Source organism: Bacillus infantis (genome assembly GCF_020171945.1).
GTDB classification, from domain to species: domain Bacteria; phylum Bacillota; class Bacilli; order Bacillales; family Cytobacillaceae; genus Bacillus_AB; species Bacillus_AB infantis_A.
Genome location: NZ_JAIVAP010000015.1, coordinates 64,018 through 81,207 on the forward strand (window position 1 = coordinate 64,018; position 17,190 = coordinate 81,207).

Here is a 17,190-nt window from a genome sequence, read left to right on the forward strand (position 1 = left end):
CTATTGTCCAGATATTAGGGGGAAGGCTGGTCCAAATCTTAGGCATTCATATTTTTCTCGATTTTATATTCTTCCTTTTTCTCTTCAAGCCAGTTGTAGTACTCAGTCTGCATCCTTTCGTCAAACAGCGCCTTTTTTGCTGCTTCTTTGCTGTCTTCGTATACAGCCTCTTTTGCTTCCTTTTTATCTTCTACTTTGATGATATGGTATCCGTAATCGGTTTTGACCGGCCCGCTTATTTCATTTGCTTTCAATGAGAACGCAGCTTCCTCAAACGCGGCCTCCATCTCTCCCTTTCCGAAATAGCCAAGCTCGCCGCCTGATTCGGCATTGGAAGCATCGGTCGAGTATTCTTTTGCCAGATCAGCAAAATTCTCTCCTTTGTCCAGCTTGGATTTGACTTCTTTTGCTGCCGCTTCATCTTCTACAAGGATATGGCTTGCCTTTACCTGCTCCTGCTGGGCAAACTGGTCTTTATTTTCATCAAAATAAGCTTTAATCTCCTCTTCTTTTAAATCTATCCGCGGCTCAAGAAGCTTTTCTGTTTTCAAGTATTTTTCAATATCCTCTGCTATGCCGGCTTCTGTAACACCGCTCTGCTCAAGGGCAGCTTTGAAGCCCTCCTCGCCGCCATATGATTCTTTCAGATCTTTCAGCTCATCTTCTTTCTCCTTGTCGCTTATTGTTATTTTTTCCTTCTTTGCTTCCATTTCAATGATCTTGTCCGTTACAAGCGCATCCAGAGCCTCATTTCCATATTGCTTGACCAGCAGGCTGTAAAGCTCTTCTTTCTGAATATCTTCGCCGCCCACACTTGCTACGGCCGGCTCCTTCGAAAAAAAGAAGGCAGCAGTACCTGCAGCTGCCAAAATAAGCACCAATATCCCTAACCCGATTTTCTTTGTTAAAAACCCCATCATAACTTCCTTTCCAGTCTGTTATTTAAAATGTACGCCGGCATAGGCCGGTGAGGGATCTATGCTCCCTTTTAATCTGTAATTGTTTTAGTCCCCAATTCCATTGTTATATTCATTTTTTCCCCATTTCGGTAAAGTGACAGCTCTGCTTTATCACCCGTTTTCAGCTCGGTATACAAATATTTCCTAAAGTCATCCGGACTGCCAACCTCTGTATCATTAATGGAAACAATCACGTCCCCCGTTTTCAGGCCTGCCTTGGCTGCCGCAGATTCAGGATCTATATTGGCAATGAATGCTCCTTCAGAAACATTCTGCGGCAGGTTTTGCAGATATCCTTGGGGAACTTCCTGAAGACCGGCAAGACCGACCCCTGCATAAGGGCGCTCTACTTTTCCATTTGCCATGATTTCCTTCACGATTGGCTGAAGATCATTTGAAGGAATGGCGAAACCAAGGCCTTCTACCCCGCTTTCGGAGATTTTCAGACTGTTGATGCCGATTACTTCACCTGCAGTATTTATCAGTGCCCCGCCGCTGTTCCCCGGATTGATTGCTGCATCAGTCTGGATGACATTCATATCCCAGCTGCCGGCAGAGGTATCAACAGAGATTGAGCGGTTCACCGCACTGACAATTCCCTGTGTGACTGTTCTTGAAAGGTCGAGTCCGAGCGGGTTTCCTATCGCGAGCACCTGATCACCAGGCCTCAGCTTGGAAGAATCGCCAAAGCCCAGCAGGTTATCGGCATACTTATCATCCATCCTTAACACAGCCAAATCTGTCAGTGCATCTGCCCCAACCAGCTCAGCCGTTGTTTTCTGGCCGTCATGAAGGGAAATATCAATCTTGCTGGCCCCCTCGACAACATGGTTATTTGTCAGGATATAGGCGCTTCCATTCTCTTTTTTAAATATTACACCTGAGCCTGAACCGCTTTCTACCGTCTGACTGGTGTTTGAAAATTGATTGGTCCGATTCTCCGACTTTACGATTCCGACAATCGCTTTTGATGCACCTTCGACTATATCAGCAAGAGAGCCGTCTGTATGAGCACTTGTCTGCTCAGGAATGATGCCCGTATTGTTGGCATTAGCCGAGCTGGATGCCTGTCCTCCTGTAACGTCCTGGCTTGCGGCTGCCTGAGGGAATTGATCCCTAATATAATCAGTATAAGGAGCCGCATATAATGTCAGAGCGGAGCCGACCACCCCGGCAGCAACAACTGATAATATCCCCTTGCCCTTCCTTTGCTTTGGTTTAGTTTCTTCATGGTTATATTTATTGCTGGAATCCATCATTCTGAATCCTCCTAATATGTTGATTAAGCTTTTGCTTATTTTTTATATTACCGGGCAAATATGACCAAACTGTTACCAAATTGGGAAGGGATACAGAAGAATATGGGAAGAATTCAGGCACAAAAAAAGACCGCAGAATTTCTGCAGCCCATTCTTTTTAAGTCTATATTAAAGCTTCCATTGGTCGAGCGAATCCATGACATATGTCGGCTTCTCTTTATAACCTTCGAGCAGTTCCTTTGTAGTAACGCCTGTATGGACAAGAAGGGTATCCATCCCTGCATTCATGCCTGCCAGGATGTCGGTATCATAGTTGTCGCCAACCATCAATGTCTCTTCTTTGCTGGTGCCTATTACCTTTAATGCCTGCTCCATGATGATTGATTCCGGCTTGCCGATGAACAGCGGTTCGGTTTGAGTCGAAACGGTGATTACAGAGGTGATGGATCCGTTGCCCGGAAGGAAGCCTCTTTCTGTTGGGAGTGCGATATCGCCATTGGTGGAGATGAATTTTGCTCCCCTGCGCACTGCCAGGCATCCGATGGCAAGCTTCTCATAGTTGATTGAACGGTCGATCCCCACAACCACATAATCGGCATCTTCATCTGCAAATGAAAGGCCTTCATCTTCAATCGCGGTGCGGATCCCTTCTTCTCCGATGACATACACAGAGGCACCCTTCTTTTCTTCTGCAATGTAGCTTGCTGTTGCCATGCTTGTCGTAAAGACCTGCTCTTCTTCAGCAGGGATGTCAAAATCCCTCAGCTTCGCAGCAACCTGCTGGGGAGTGCGGGAAGAGTTATTGGTCACGAACAGATAAGGAATGCTTCTTTCTTTAAGCTTCTTGACGAAATCAGCGGCTTCCTGGATCAGTTCAGTTCCGCGGTACATAGTCCCATCCAAATCAATTAAATAGCCTTTATAATCCTTCAAAATATCCAACTCCTGCCTGTAATTGCCTCATTCATAATTTGTTTTGCCCCTGTTTAAAAATAAAAATGCAAAAAAAGCCCTCTTCCAAGAGCCTTTTTTGACTAGCATATTATTCTGCCAAGGCCAAATCCATAAGGTCCTGACTTCAAGTATATAGGAAAAGCTTTTTCCCTCCAAAGGATTCAGCTTCCTCCGGTCAGTTCTTGAAAGCCGATACCGGTCCAAGCTCATTAAGGATATAGGACCTTACAGCAGGGGCAAATTTTTTAATATCCTCCAGATTATCAGCAAAAGCCTTCTGCAGCTCCGCATGATCGATGCTTGTATAGTTTTGGACAAGCTCCTTGCGGTATTGGATGATCGCTTTATAGCTGCCTGCCATCTCGCTTGAGATTACTTTTTCATCTTCAAGGATATCCACGATATCTTCATAGCTGCCCGGATCCCTCATGATAAAGCCGTCTATCATGCTATTGCCGACATCAAGGATCGCTTCAATCAAAAGATGGGATACACGCTCCAGTGCTGCCTGTTCAATCTCGCTGTCCCAATTGTCCTTTCCCTCGAAAAGGGCAGTTTGCTTTTCAAAAAATACGAGTATCTCTTCAATCTTTTCCCTGTCCACAAAATACATAAAGGTTCATCCTTTCAATTGGCCCCTATGATGACAACAGGCCTTTCTGAAGCAGATCAGGCCGGGCATAAAAATACCCCTGCGCCAGGTCCACTTTATTGCGGAAAAGGACAATTGCCTCTTCTTCGCTTTCAATACCTTCTGCCACCACCAGGGAGCCGGTTTCTTTTGCCACCAGGAGCAGCCCTTTAAGCATGGATTCCTTCACCGTATTTTTGTCGATATTCTGAATGACGGAACGGTCGATCTTGATGATGTCCGGCATGATTTCCGTAATGGAGTTCAGGCTGGCATATCCTGCTCCTGTATCATCGATGGCAATCCGGAATCCCAAAGTCCTGAGTACCTTTATATTGTAAATAAAATACTCCATTCCTTCAATTGAATCCCTTTCAGTCACCTCGATTGTCATCTGGCGCGGACTGATTGCTTTATGCCTGGCAAGCAGCTTTTTGATATCCCTGACAAAAAGCTGATTGCCCAGGGTGATCGGGGTGAAGTTTATGAAAATATCCTGCTGGCAGCCTGTCGTCTCAATCTGTTCAATTATTTTTTCCATCACGATCATTTCAAGGTCATAAAGCATGCCTGTCTGCCTTGCGACTGAAAAGAGCTGAAGCGGATTTTCAAGCGGGGTCCCCTCCGGACCGCGAGTCAGCATCTCCCATGCCTTTACTTCCTTTGTAGCTACATCAAGGATAGGCTGGGCGAGAAGGCGGATCTCTTTCTTGGCGACGATTTTGCTCATGCTGTACAGCATTTCATTGAAATCGGACTGCACCCTTTTTTCCGCCATGGCTAGTGCCTGCTGATGGGCCTTCAGTACAGCCTCTTCTATAGAATAATGCTTTTTCTCAATAAACATGTATCCGGTTTCAATCTGGGGATTGACTGCCGGATGGCTCAGCAGGAGATTCCGTTCTGATTCCCTGAGGATTTTTTTCATGATCCCCTCAATCTCCGAAATGCAATAGCGCTCATGCCCTACTTCAATGAAAAGAGTAAGTCCGTCGCTGTAATGGTCATGAAGGAGAATGACCTCCTCTTCCTTCAATTCGTCCTGGATTGTATGGCAGAACTCCCTTTTGATGCTTGATATGTAAGCAAAATAGCCGGTTTGTCCAAGCTGGTCGGAAATCTCTCTCAGATTCTTGATTGTAAAGACCGCGACAGCTACCTCAGATCCTTTACGGAATGCCCGTTTAACCCCCTGGATGATCGGGTCCCTAAGGATAAACTGGGGAGGATAATAACGGATGCTGGATAGCGGGAATACAATTTTTCCCCAGTTGAAGAAATTGCGGAGCTTTTGTCTGCTTTTATGGACCATTTGTCTCATTCCTCTCAGGAGTCGGCATTTTTCATGAATCTATTGTACCATAATTTCTCAGAATTCGTTTTTTCATTTCGGCAAAATAGAATAAAATCACAGTACTTCAAGGGGGGAGCTTCTGATAAGATAAGGTTAATAAGAAAGCTTAAGGAGGAATCGGCAGGATGTCCGAAAGATTTTTTTTATATGATGATTTAGAAGAAACGAAAACGAGATTCGTCAGTTTTATGGGGGAAAATCAGCGTTTTGATTTGGCGATTATCCAGTCGTCCCGCTATTATGGAAAGCAGCTTGTTCTTGATATTCAGGGCAGCCGCTTTGCCATCATAGGACCTGATGACCTGAAAGAAGAAGGATATCTTGAATATGCCTTCAAGCTGTCTGAAGAAGATGCGGAAGAACTGCGCTCCTTCTTATATGAAATGGTTTAATGCCCTTAAATGCCAGCTTGCCACTTATATCTTGTAAAGGAATGCAGATACTAGGCAAGAGGTGATAGAATGAGCGATGATAAAGAAAAAGAAACTTATACTGACTTTTCGAATGTGGAGACACAGCGCAATTTCCTTGTGCCTGAGACGCTTCCGGAAGGTCCTTATGGCTCCCCGAGAGGGAAGGATAAGCCTGTTGAGAATAAAAGCACTCCATGGCGCGAGGGCCAGCGCTATTACAGCGCCTTTAATTATGAGTTCAAATCCTTCCATCAAAACCTCCCCAGGCAGATGGAGGGTGCCCATCCGACCCATGATGATCCAGATAAGAATGAAGAGCCGCCATATACGTCAAAATAAGGCAAAACAAGAGCCGTTCAGCGGCTCTTGTCAGGCTTTTATCTTTTTAACAACAAAGTATGGGCACCCAAAATTGCAATATTCATAAAGATATTCAGTCAGCGTGCTTATCTTCGTATCAAAAGTGGCTTTCTGGTTCTGGTCGTCAAAAAAGCCCCTGAGCCTCAGCTGCCCATAGCCCCAGTCCCCCACAATATAATCATACTTTGTAAGGATCTCGCTGTACCTTCCGCGGAAGGCCTCTTCATTAAAACCATCTGTCCTCTCTTCAATCAGCTCATAACAGATATTATTTATGCAAACCATGTATATCACCTCTCATGTCTTCCTGCTACTTAAATTATAACTGATTCCCCATCAATTACTAAGAAAAAAAAGTATACACATGGTCATGATAGTAATAAGGGGGTGTTTTAATTGAAGAAGTCCATCATAATTGCAGGTCTTTGCAGCCTTTCAGCTCTTGCTGCCTGCCAGAATTTTTCCTCCAAGGATGAAATGTATGAGGAAAGCGGCAATACGATCAACGTGAATGATCAGCGGCCTGAATTGTATAACCAGAATTACAGGCGCGGCAATAATATGAGCGAAAGCTTTGGCTATGTCCGCCACCAAAGAAGTCCGATACCGGGAGACAACTCTTCCAATGACCATTACGCTGCCATCAACAGGGAGCAGGTTGCCGATATCATTGCCAAATATTGCACAGATGTCCCTAATGTTGATGATGTATCAGCTCTTGTAACGGATGAAGAAGTCCTGCTCGTATATGATACAGATTCAAAGGACCGTGCTGAAACAGCAGACCAGGTGAAAAAAATGGCCATGTCCGTCATACCGCGCTGGTACCATGTATACGTTTCTGACAATACCAACTTACGCAAAAATGTGGAAAACTATGCGACCATGGATGCAGACAGCCGCAACATGGAATATGCCATCAATGAAACGATCAAAGAAATGCTCCAGTCCCCGCAGGGCAGAAAAATGTCCTCTGGCGAAAATGAAAATGGTGAAGCCCAGGGTGAAATGAATGACGATACTGATCATGACGATATTAGCGAAGCTTTGGACAAAAAGAAAGCAAAAAAGGGCAGCAGCCCTCAAATGAAATAATGGTATGACTCAGAAAAGCGCAAGCGCCTTGGTCACCCCCGACAAGCACAAGACAATCCTCCCGAAAAGGCGTTCTTTGCCTTTTTGGGAGGTTTGGCTTGTGACCTCGAGGGGGTAGGCGCTGGAGCTGGACAGTAATCAAAGTAGAAAAAATAAACTTTCTTATTTTTGAAAAAAAGAGTTCAGCAGGAGCTGAACTCTTTTTAGTATGCTCTAATTATTTTCCCGCTTTAAGCTTGCTGGACGCTTTGCTCCTCGCCCATTAGCTGCTTCTGCTTTGCTGCAGCATTGACCTGCTCATCGGCATGGTAGGAAGAGCGTACAAGAGGGCCAGCCTCACAATGGCTGAAGCCTTTGCTCATGGCGATTTCCTTCAGCTCCTGGAATTCATCCGGGTGGTAGTACTTCTGGACTTTTATGTGCTTCTTGGTAGGCTGCAGATACTGGCCGATTGTCATGATATCTACATCATGGGCACGAAGGTCATCCATGGTTGCGATGATTTCTTCTTTTGTTTCGCCAAGGCCGATCATCAGACTGGACTTTGTCGGAATATCCGGCTGCATTTCTTTGGCGCGCTTCAGGAATTCCAATGAGCGCTTATATGTAGCACGTGCACGGACTCTTGGAGTCAGCCTTTCAACTGTTTCAATATTATGGTTCAGGATATCCGGGCGGGCATCCATCAGCATTTTAAGGTTTTCATAAACACCGCCCATATCTGATGGCAGCACCTCGATGCTTGTGAACGGGCTCTTGCGTCGGATTGCCCTTACAGTTTCAGCGAATACAGCTGCCCCTCCATCCTTCAGGTCATCCCTTGCTACGGCTGTAACAACTGCATGCTTAAGGTTCATCAAGGCAACAGAGTCTGCCACTCTTTCTGGCTCCTGTAAGTCCAGCTCATTTGGAAGGCCTGTTTTAACCGCACAAAAACGGCATGCACGTGTGCATACGCCACCCAGGATCATGAATGTTGCCGTTCTTCTGACTGCCCAGCATTCATGGATATTCGGACATTTCGCTTCTTCACAGACGGTATGAAGGTTTTTTTCCCTCATCATTTTTTTGAGGCCATTGTAATTTTCATTTGTATTTAATTTTATTTTCAGCCATTCAGGCTTACGGATATGTTCTTCTTTTTGGCTCACTATTCCCACTCCATCCATTCAATCTTGTCCCCAGAAAACCGGACTGATTTAGACTTCATGATGTCACTTTAACATAATGAAGAAGGCAGAACAAGCCATTCCTCTCATCATTACCATTAATTGATATAGATGAAATGCCGCTATCTTTCACAAACTAAACTGCAAACAAGACCGAAAGGAAGGTTTCCATGCGCATACTTTTGACCCTTCTGCTGCTGTTCTCCCTTTATCCGGCCAGGACAGATGCGGCTGAAAGCCCGGATCTGGCGGAGATTTACAGCAAAAGAATGCAATTATACAGAAATACAGAGGCCATCACCAATGTACCGTGGTATTATTTGGCGGCTGTCGACCAGTATGAGCGCAGCATCCGCAAGGCGCGCCGGGACCTCCCGAAAGCAGAGGGACTGACAGGCATTTATTTTAAGCCGGAAGAGTGGGCGGGCCTCTTAAACCCCAATCTGGAGGATGATAATCCTGCTTCCATCCAATTTTTCGAAGGCATTGGAGTCGATGGGAATGGTGATGGCAAGGCTTCATTAAAGGATGACCAGGATGTCATTTATGCTTTTGCCCACTTCCTTCTTTCCTATGGAGTTGACCATGACAATATAAAAATCGGGTTATGGGATTATTATAAACGGGATAAAACCGTCGGGATCATCATCGGGCATGCTGAGATCTATAAACACTTCGGCCGGCTGGACCTGGACGGTCATGCATTTCCCGTTCCGTTCAGAAGCAATCACAGCTACAAAAATACCTGGGGCGATGCAAGGGGCTGGGGAGGCAGAAGGATTCATGAAGGTACAGATATTTTTGCCGACTACGGCGTCCCTGTAAGGGCCACCAGCTACGGCATTATAGAAATGAAAGGCTGGAACAAATATGGCGGCTGGAGAATAGGCATTCGAGATATCAATAATAACTATCATTATTTTGCGCATTTGAGCGGCTTTGCCAAGGATCTGAAAGCAGGGCAGATTGTTGAACCAGGCATGCTGATAGGCGGCGTAGGCAGCTCCGGCTATGGCCCTCCGGGAACATCAGGGAAATTCCCGCCGCATCTTCATTACGGGATGTACAAAGACAACGGGTATACGGAATGGTCCTATGATCCTTATCCGCATCTAAGGCTGTGGGAGAGGCAGGATAAGATCCAATCCCGGAAAAAGAAATAAAAGCCTGTAAGCATCTTGCTGGTTAATAAATAAGGCTGCCGAAGCAGATTCGGCAGCCTTTGCTATTATGATTTTTTTGCTTTTGAAACTGCAAAGGAAATACTTGCAGCAAGCCCTCCCCAGATAATAAGCATCCCAACGATCATCATTGTAATTGCACTACCGGACATTATTGAGAAACCCCCTTCTTATCAGGGACAGAAATGGTATCTTTATCCCACTTGAATGCCATGAAGATAAATCCGAGTACAATGGCGCCGACCGCGACTGCCCACCCTGAATAAATGATAAAGCCTGTCGGGTAGCCCTCGTAATTGTCCTTGATATTAGTGTAGATATTCTGAATCATCATATAGCCAAGAATCAGCGGTGTGATAACAGTCAGACAGATTCTCCACCATGCGCCGAGCAGGATATCTGAGACGCTGTCTGCATGCGACTGGATGCTTTTCAGCTCCCTCAGCACCCAGGCAATCACGACAACCTCTACAAGGCCTGCAAGAGCTACGCCGAACTGGTTGATGAAGTAATCAGCTGCATCAAGGAAATAGAGCCCGCTGTCTGTCGCAAACAGTACCGAAATGATGGCAGAAGCCCCGCCTCCGAATAATACTGCTTTTGTACGGGACACTTTGAACTTATCCTGTACACCGGCGACAAAAGTTTCCACGATTGAGATTAGTGATGTAAGACCTGCAAGGACCAGGCATAGGAAGAAGAAGAAGCCAAACAGCCCGTTTAAAGCAGGGAATTCACTAATGATCTGCGGGAATACCACGAAAGCAAGGCCTACTCCGGAACTGACAACCTCATTGATTGGCACGCCCTGCTGTGCAGCCATGAAACCTAGAGCTGCAAAGACGCCGATCCCGGCGAGAAGCTCAAACCCGGAATTTGCAAATCCAGTGATGAATGCACTGTTTGTCAGATCCGTCTTCTTTGGCAGATAGCTGGAATACGTAATCATGATCGCAAATCCGATTGATAAGCTGAAGAAGATCTGGCCATATGCGGCCACCCAGACACCAGGGTCTGCAATCTTGCTCCAATCCGGCTTGAAGAAGGCATCAAGCCCCTGGACAGCTCCGTCAAGAGTCAGCGCGCGAACAACTATAATTAAGAATAAGATAACAAGTGCCGGAATAAAGATTTTGTTCGCTGCTTCTATTCCCTTTTTAACCCCTTTAAACAAAACTCCAAGAGTGATGAGCCATACAAGGAGCAATGGGAAGAATACGCCTGGGACGATAGTGCTTATGGAGCCCGGTGCATCTGAAAGCTTAAGGTATTCTCCGAAAAAGAAGCCATTCGGGTCATCTCCCCAATTCTGGTTGAAGGAGAAGCCTGCAAAAGACATGGCCCACGCAATGATGACCGCATAATAGGTAGAGATGACAAAGGATACTGCTACCTGCCACCAGCCGAGCCATTCATACTTTTTGCTCAGCCTTGCATAAGTAAGCGGAGCAGAGCCGCGGTACTTATGGCCAAGTGTAAATTCGAGGATGAGAATCGGTATCCCTGCTGTCAGAAGTGCAAACAGATAAGGAAAGAAGAAAGCTCCTCCTCCATTATCATAAGCTACCGCAGGGAATCTCCATATATTCCCCAGCCCGATTGCTGATCCGACAGCTGCCATAATGAAACCTGCTCTCGTTCCCCATTGAGGACGATTATCCATAATTCTATTTACCCCCGTTTCATTTCCAATTCTTTTGAAAAGCATGTCTCAAGAGTTGGAAACTTTTATATTTTCTGATTTTTTAGTATAATCTAAACATAGTATAGCCACATTTCCCTGCGGTGTCAAAGCTTTATTTTTAGAAAATTATTATTTTTAAATAATAACTTCCAAGCCCCTTAATGCCCATCCACCTCCTTAATATACTAATATTCCCCCACCGGATAGACTATCCATAAAATTCTGGCGTTTTTCATATAAATCGTTCTTCAGATTATTCTTTCAAGCCATTAAAAAAGAGGCTCCCTCTGAGGGATGCCTCTCATCATCAATCCGTTAATTCAGCAGATTTTCCCTGCCCGTGCCCCGCAATGAAGGCAAAGGCAGCTAAAAGAACTGCCACAGAAATCAAAGCAAAAATAGTGCTTCCGGTAAATCCGATCACCAGGTATCCCACAGCCGCAATCAGCGCTGATATAAGTGCATACGGCAGCTGTGTCAGCACATGGTCGATATGGTTGCAGCCGGCCCCTGTGGATGAAAGGATTGTTGTATCTGAAATAGGGGAGCAGTGGTCCCCGAATACCGCTCCGGCCAATACGGCTGCCATTGCAGGCAGAAGGAGCGAGATATCGGTCGCTGCCACAACATCGCCGGCAATCGGAAGCAGAATGCCGAAGGAGCCCCATGATGTTCCTGTACTGAATGCCATGATCCCTGCAATCACAAACAATATGATTGGCAGCAGGGAAAGGCTGATATTGCTGTTTTCCACAACACCTGCAAGATAAGTCCCGGTTTCCAGCTGGCCGATCAGATCAACGATCGCCCAGGCAAAGATCAGGATATAGACGGCAGGAAGCATGGATTTAATTCCTTCCCAGATCCCTTTTCCGAATACACCTGCACTTACGCCCTTCAGTACGACAGCCTGGCGAAGGAACAGCAGCAGTGTTAGAGCAAGCCCGATTAGGCTTCCGATGATAAGGGATTTTGCTACGTCAGTATTTTCGAAGATCTTCAGGATGGTTGCACTTCCCTCGACTGCTGTGTATCCAGTCCAGATCATTGCTCCGACGGTCCCAATGATCAATGCAAGGATCGGCCAGACAAGATCGCCGACTGACCCGGTTGTGCTTGTTGGAAGATCATCCTTCAGCTCCCCTGGGGCAGGCTTTTCAGGATCCAGGACGAGCCCTTCTTTTACAGCCCGCTCTTCATGGGCTTTCATCGGCCCGATTTGGATATTTCTCCATGCCACAAGGAATACCATGGCAAGAGCTGTCCATACATACAGGTTCATCGGAACCATCTGCATGAAAGCTGAGAATGCCGAGTACTCTGTCACCCCATGACCGGCAAGAATTGTCCCGATAAGGGCAATGATATAGGCGCCCCAGCTCGAAACAGGGGAAACAACACACACCGGAGCAGATGTAGAATCGATTAGATACGCAAGCTTTGCCCTTGAAACTTTATGGCGGTCCGTTATCGGCCGTGAGATCTGGCCGACAGCCAGCGCATTGAAATAATCATCTATGAAAATAATGATGCCAAGCACTGCTCCGACAAGCTGGGCGCCAGCCCGGGTCTTCACCCGTTTCATCGCCCATTCCCCAAACGCGCGGCTTCCTCCCGAGATATTTATAAAAGCGGTAATGATGCCAAGAACCAGCAGAAACAAAATAATATATACATTCCAGGTATTCAGTGCGCCATCAGCAGCAAAAATACCTTTAACGGCCTCCCAGATGATGCTCAATGTTTTCCCGATGCCAAAGTCGGCAAGCAGGAAGGCAGCGGTTATAATCCCGACTCCTAAAGATAATAATACCCTTCTTGTCAAAACGACCATTAAAATCGCCACAAGCGGTGGCAACAGTGAAAATATCGTGTTTGCCAATTTCTCTCCTCCTCCTTGGATGATGACAGGGGGGAACTTCCAGACGAAGATGCCGTTCGGCTGCTGTGCGCTGAAGACAATAAAAAAAGAGCAATGATAGAAAATCCATCATTACTCTTTCTAAGTAATAGGTTTCTCCATCACGATCTGTAGCTCCCCATTATAAGGCTTATCCAGCATAATCACGCTTTGCCTTTATAATGACAGTGCTGCCCTTCTTCAAAGCAGCCCCAGCAATGGAATGCGGACACATTTCAATTGCTTCGGCAAAAATTCCCTTTCTGATGCGGTCAACGTTGTCATCCTCGCACATCTTACTCTTGAATTTTGCACCTCTACCCCACCGGATATGATAAGGTCATATTAATTTCTATAATACTATAACAGGCACCCTTCTTTTTGGCAAATCCATTAATTAGCAGGCAGCTCAATAGAAGGAGCAGAATCACCGCCGCCCCCGTTATAGAATTGGGGCACATCTCCCGGAATGATTCCTATTGCGACCGGGACATCCTCCTGCACAGTGATGATTTTGGTGGCAAACGGAATGATAATCTGTACCTGGACATCCAGGCGGACAAGCACTTCCACGTATACATTATTGATTCCGTGATCTTCTCTTTTGGTGATAAAATTTGAGGTTACCGATCCCACAGAGTTGAATTTGACCGGGATACGGGGCCCGAGGTTCCCCAAAAGGGCATTTTTGGTTGCCTGGCCCAATGGCACATAATAAATGATCCCATTTTCTGATTTTGAGCCTTTTGTTTCAATTTCTATGTCGGTGAATGATTCCAGTGATGAGAGGTCTCCCTGTTCAGACTTTTTGATATTGTCCTGAACCAGTTCCGTAACCTCTGCCTTCACACGGTTTAGCTTTTCGGTATTGATGGTGATGACAGAACCATCGCCGCTTTTAACAAACATCTCCTCAAGGTCCATTACATTGGTGATTTTTTTGTTGATGGCATTGTTAATGACCAGCGATGCAATTTTCCTCGTCTGAGAGTCAGCGTAGCTCATCAGGGTAGGTTCAAGCCCTTTATTGATGATCCATATTCCGGCTGCGGTCGAGAACATAAAAAACACAAAAGTCAGCAGAAAAACATACCGGAAAGGAAGCGGGCCTTTCCTTGGGAGCCGGCCGCCGAATTTAGCCAAAGCAAATCCCCCCTTTACAAGCTATATGTATGCTGCAAAGGGGGGAACTAGCAGAAAAAGTTAGATTTTATTTGCTGTTTCAGGCATCCGCATTTCACAGCCGGTGACAATCACGGTAAGCTCTTCTGACAAGTCGAGATCGAATGGTTCAACCGGAAGGCCCTCTTTTTCAAGGATGCGGACGACTGGCCTGTCTGACACCCCTTTATTCTGGCGGACCACCACTCCTGACCTGCCGTCATTCAAATGGATCATCATCCCGGAAGGATACACAGCCACAGAGCGCCGGAAAGCTTCTACCACAGCTGTATCAAATTGTTTCCCTGAGCCTGCATACAATATTTCGAGCCCCTCATGCGGCAGCATGGCCCCCCTGTAAACACGGTTGGAGGTAACGGCATCGAATACATCAGCAACGGCAATGATTTTGGCAAACAGATGGATTTCATCTTCCACCAGCCTTCTTGGGTAGCCGCTTCCATTCAGCCGCTCATGATGCTGATACGCACAGTGGGCAGCAAGCAGAGGCAATGTATGTACTTTGCGCAATATTTCAAAGCCGGCTTCTGCATGCTTCTGTATTTCAGTGAATTCGTCTTCTGTCAGTTTACCTGTCTTGAAGAGAATATCAGTTGGCACCTTCATTTTGCCGACATCATGGAGAATAGCCCCGATCCCCAGCATATCCAGCTCCTGCGGCTTCAGCTTCAGCTCTATGCCGATCGCCAGTGAATAGAGCGTCACATTCAGCGAATGGGAGAAAATATAACTGTCATATGTACATACGTCCGCCAATATGCCAAACAAATCTTTATTATCATTAATCTGCTGCACCAGATCCCTGATGATCTGTTTAAAGCTTTTCGAAGATTTTTCAATAATGATCGAGTCTGACAGCTTGTCCCCTTTCTTGATCTGGGTGAACGTTTCTTCAATTGCAGAAACCGCTTTCCTCTTCATCGCCGCATCGATCGAGCTGCCTGATTCTATATCGTCCGTCCTCGGGTCCTTTACATATATATAGGTGACACCAAGGTCCCCGAGCCTTGCAAGCAGTTTTTCCGAAAGCGCCACTCCGTCGCTGACAAGCACGACCCCTTTGTCGCTTACAATAGCTTTTGCAAGAATGGCCCCCGGATGTACTGATGAGGTAGCTACTAATCTCATATAAAAGCTCCAATCATTTCTGTCTCATTTTACGTCCTTCATCCTACCCACATTATAGTAGAAAATTCTACAAAATACGACTGATAATGGTAATCTTTGCATAAGGGAATTTCTAAAGCTTCTATTTGAAGTGGATTGCTCCTTTAAGGCAAAAAAAAGAGCCGCCTGGTGCGGCTGGCTCTCTACAGCATTTTCAGCAGGGCGTTCTTGCCGATCATGCCTTTATGGATTCCAAGTTCTTCAGCCTCAAAGGTGACCGATTCCAGCGGTGCCTCCAGGAGCTGCTCGATCGTGCGGACACCAACAGCCCTTCCGGCAATCACTTTCCGGTCCTTCAGCTTTTCATTGAGCAGGGCGACGTCCAGCGCTCCGCACATAATATAGCCCTTTTCGCTCGAAACTGCGAGCAGGGTCGTTTTCGGCAGCTGAACGGATACGCTTAAAAAGGTATGGCCGTCAATGATGACAGGCGACAGTTCCATCAAAAGTATCCACTCCTTTCGCTTCATAAACAGATTATGTCAGCAAAAGGAAAAGGTGCCAAAACACATTATTGATGCTGCAGCTTCCATTCCAGCAGATGCCGGAGGAAATCGGGAAAGAAATATTCCTTGCTGGCAGCCCTGCGGATCTCAGGAAAAAAGGGGCCGAATGTAAACATGTCCGGGATGGCGAGGGAATAGCTTTTCTCACTGTCGAGCGCCTGCCCGCCTATTTCCACATTTCCGGAAGAATCCATTTCTATCCCGGCGCTGATCATTTTTCCCATGAGGGTCCCGCGGAAACCAAGTCCTTTGACCTGTAAATGCTCCCACTCATCACTCTTGGCATGAATAAGCACTTCCTTCAGCTCGGCCCCGGTCAGCATCACTTTACATGGATTGATCGGATGGGGGCAGATTCTGTGGAGATCATACAGCGTTGCCTCATTCTTTTCCAGTCCCTCGAGGATCAAGCCTTCATTAAGGAGGGCAGCATCCGCCCCGCACTTTTCCAGCAGTGCATCACACAGGAGAACAGCAAGCTGCTTTTTGCGGATGCCGCCGTTTGGCAAAGCTGCTGCCGGTACATCAAGCAGACTTTTTCCCTTGCGGTAGAGCTCCTCAATGATCAGTTCCTCATTAACGGCCGGGGGCAGTCCATTTGTGTCATACAGCTGAGCCTTTTTGCCGATGGCTGTATTCGTTTCCGTGTCTATTTCCAGCATGACATGACCGGCATAAAACCCGTGCTTGCCGGCTGCTGCCAGCAGGGAGCCTTCCACCATTTTCCCTTCATGCAGAATATGATGGGTATGGCCGCCAAGAATTACATCAGCTTCAGGAAATTCAGCCGCCAGCCTTTCATCATCATGGATGCCAAGATGTGACAGGATGACGATGATATCGGCCTGCTCCCTTGCCTCTGGAAGCACCTTTCTAAGCTCTTCGAAGGGGTCTGTCAGCTTCCAGCCGAGCAGATCATAGAAATGTTGATAGTTTGCTGTTACACCGACAGCAGCCACCCTTAATCCGCTTACAGTCTCATAAACTGCGTATGGCTTGACCCAGCCGGGCCTCCTGCCATCTTTGTAAAAAAGGTTTGCTGTAATGACATCAAAAGCCGCTTTCTCATAGAGTGTGTCCAGAGAGTCAAAAGGGAGAGTGATTCCTTCATTGTTGCCGATGGCAGCAGCAGTGCAGCCTGCCTCATTAAGAAGCTCTGTATTGCACTTCCCGCCAGTAGCCTCAGTAAGCGGATGCCAGCGGTCGGCATGGTCGCCGATATCGAAAAAGAAGAAATCTTCTCCTGCCTCCTCATGCCATTTGCGTCTTTCTGTCAGGAGCCGGTGAATCCTCGGCCAGCGGCTAAAATGGCTGTGCAAATCATTTGTATGGTAAATATGGATAACTTCTTTCAAGCATGAAACCTTCTTTCCTTT

The 17,190-nt window shown here is 46.5% G+C and carries 18 protein-coding genes and 1 riboswitch; of the genes, 4 read left to right on the forward strand and 14 right to left on the reverse strand.

Annotated elements, in window-relative coordinates; translation table 11 throughout:
- Nucleotides 1–38: 38 nt before the first annotated feature.
- From LCM00_RS18180 to LCM00_RS18200, 5 genes are all read right to left on the reverse strand, one after another.
- The gene (locus LCM00_RS18180; protein WP_224904719.1) at nt 39–920 is read right to left on the reverse strand and encodes a peptidylprolyl isomerase; all 882 of its coding nucleotides are present in this window, start codon (nt 918–920) and stop codon (nt 39–41) included.
- A gap of 68 nt (nt 921–988) precedes the next feature.
- Nucleotides 989–2,218 carry a S1C family serine protease gene (locus tag LCM00_RS18185; protein ID WP_224904721.1) on the reverse strand — a complete coding sequence of 410 codons (1,230 nt, stop codon included), beginning with the start codon at nt 2,216–2,218 and terminating at the stop codon, nt 989–991.
- Nucleotides 2,219–2,386: 168 nt separating this feature from the next.
- A complete protein-coding gene (locus LCM00_RS18190) occupies nt 2,387–3,151 on the reverse strand; it encodes a TIGR01457 family HAD-type hydrolase (protein ID WP_224904723.1) in 765 nt (254 codons plus the stop codon).
- 196 nt (nt 3,152–3,347) lie between these two features.
- The gene (gene hepT / locus LCM00_RS18195) at nt 3,348–3,785 is read right to left on the reverse strand and encodes a type VII toxin-antitoxin system HepT family RNase toxin (protein WP_224904725.1); all 438 of its coding nucleotides are present in this window, start codon (nt 3,783–3,785) and stop codon (nt 3,348–3,350) included.
- A gap of 25 nt (nt 3,786–3,810) precedes the next feature.
- Nucleotides 3,811–5,124 (reverse strand): EAL domain-containing protein, encoded by a 1,314-nt coding sequence (locus tag LCM00_RS18200; protein WP_224904727.1) that lies wholly within the window; start codon nt 5,122–5,124, stop codon nt 3,811–3,813.
- 158 nt (nt 5,125–5,282) lie between these two features.
- Between LCM00_RS18200 and LCM00_RS18205 the strand changes: the two genes are divergently transcribed.
- Nucleotides 5,283–5,549, forward strand: coding sequence for a DUF3055 domain-containing protein (locus LCM00_RS18205; protein WP_224904729.1), 267 nt, complete (start codon nt 5,283–5,285; stop codon nt 5,547–5,549).
- A 69-nt stretch (nt 5,550–5,618) separates the two neighbouring features.
- Nucleotides 5,619–5,909: a cytosolic protein gene (locus LCM00_RS18210; RefSeq protein ID WP_224904731.1), complete on the forward strand. Its 291-nt coding sequence runs from the start codon at nt 5,619–5,621 to the stop codon at nt 5,907–5,909.
- A gap of 30 nt (nt 5,910–5,939) precedes the next feature.
- Here LCM00_RS18210 and LCM00_RS18215 read toward each other — a convergent pair whose 3' ends face one another.
- A complete protein-coding gene (locus LCM00_RS18215; RefSeq protein ID WP_009791458.1) occupies nt 5,940–6,215 on the reverse strand; it encodes a YutD family protein in 276 nt (91 codons plus the stop codon).
- 111 nt (nt 6,216–6,326) lie between these two features.
- Between LCM00_RS18215 and LCM00_RS18220 the strand changes: the two genes are divergently transcribed.
- Nucleotides 6,327–7,025, forward strand: a complete 699-nt coding sequence (locus LCM00_RS18220) for a YhcN/YlaJ family sporulation lipoprotein (RefSeq protein ID WP_224904733.1) — start codon at nt 6,327–6,329, stop codon at nt 7,023–7,025.
- Nucleotides 7,026–7,255: 230 nt separating this feature from the next.
- Here LCM00_RS18220 and lipA read toward each other — a convergent pair whose 3' ends face one another.
- Nucleotides 7,256–8,176, reverse strand: a complete 921-nt coding sequence (lipA, locus tag LCM00_RS18225) for a lipoyl synthase (RefSeq protein WP_224904734.1) — start codon at nt 8,174–8,176, stop codon at nt 7,256–7,258.
- Between the two features lie 188 nt (nt 8,177–8,364).
- On the opposite strand from lipA, the gene LCM00_RS18230 reads away from it, so the two are divergent.
- Nucleotides 8,365–9,357, forward strand: coding sequence for a M23 family metallopeptidase (locus LCM00_RS18230; RefSeq protein ID WP_224904736.1), 993 nt, complete (start codon nt 8,365–8,367; stop codon nt 9,355–9,357).
- A 65-nt stretch (nt 9,358–9,422) separates the two neighbouring features.
- On the opposite strand, the gene LCM00_RS18235 is transcribed toward LCM00_RS18230, so the two are convergent.
- From LCM00_RS18235 to LCM00_RS18270, 7 genes are all read right to left on the reverse strand, one after another.
- On the reverse strand, nt 9,423–9,527 hold the full coding sequence (locus LCM00_RS18235) for a methionine/alanine import family NSS transporter small subunit (RefSeq protein WP_224904738.1): 105 nt from the start codon (nt 9,525–9,527) through the stop codon (nt 9,423–9,425).
- Nucleotides 9,527–11,038 carry a sodium-dependent transporter gene (locus tag LCM00_RS18240; RefSeq protein ID WP_224904740.1) on the reverse strand — a complete coding sequence of 504 codons (1,512 nt, stop codon included), beginning with the start codon at nt 11,036–11,038 and terminating at the stop codon, nt 9,527–9,529. Before LCM00_RS18240 ends, LCM00_RS18235 begins: the two co-directional genes overlap by 1 nt.
- Before the next feature lie 328 nt (nt 11,039–11,366).
- Entirely contained in the window at nt 11,367–12,941 is a 1,575-nt protein-coding gene (locus LCM00_RS18245) for a Na+/H+ antiporter NhaC family protein (RefSeq protein WP_224904742.1), read from the reverse strand.
- Nucleotides 12,942–13,083: 142 nt separating this feature from the next.
- Nucleotides 13,084–13,287: riboswitch (Lysine riboswitch) on the reverse strand.
- Nucleotides 13,288–13,352: 65 nt separating this feature from the next.
- Complete coding sequence (gene yunB, locus LCM00_RS18255; protein ID WP_224904747.1) at nt 13,353–14,102, reverse strand: sporulation protein YunB; 750 nt, start codon at nt 14,100–14,102, stop codon at nt 13,353–13,355.
- A gap of 60 nt (nt 14,103–14,162) precedes the next feature.
- Nucleotides 14,163–15,269 carry an HD-GYP domain-containing protein gene (locus LCM00_RS18260; RefSeq protein WP_224904749.1) on the reverse strand — a complete coding sequence of 369 codons (1,107 nt, stop codon included), beginning with the start codon at nt 15,267–15,269 and terminating at the stop codon, nt 14,163–14,165.
- Between the two features lie 182 nt (nt 15,270–15,451).
- Nucleotides 15,452–15,751, reverse strand: coding sequence for a YunC family protein (locus LCM00_RS18265; RefSeq protein ID WP_404802178.1), 300 nt, complete (start codon nt 15,749–15,751; stop codon nt 15,452–15,454).
- Between the two features lie 68 nt (nt 15,752–15,819).
- The gene (locus LCM00_RS18270; RefSeq protein ID WP_318247628.1) at nt 15,820–17,169 is read right to left on the reverse strand and encodes a bifunctional metallophosphatase/5'-nucleotidase; all 1,350 of its coding nucleotides are present in this window, start codon (nt 17,167–17,169) and stop codon (nt 15,820–15,822) included.
- Between the last annotated feature and the right edge of the window lie 21 nt (nt 17,170–17,190).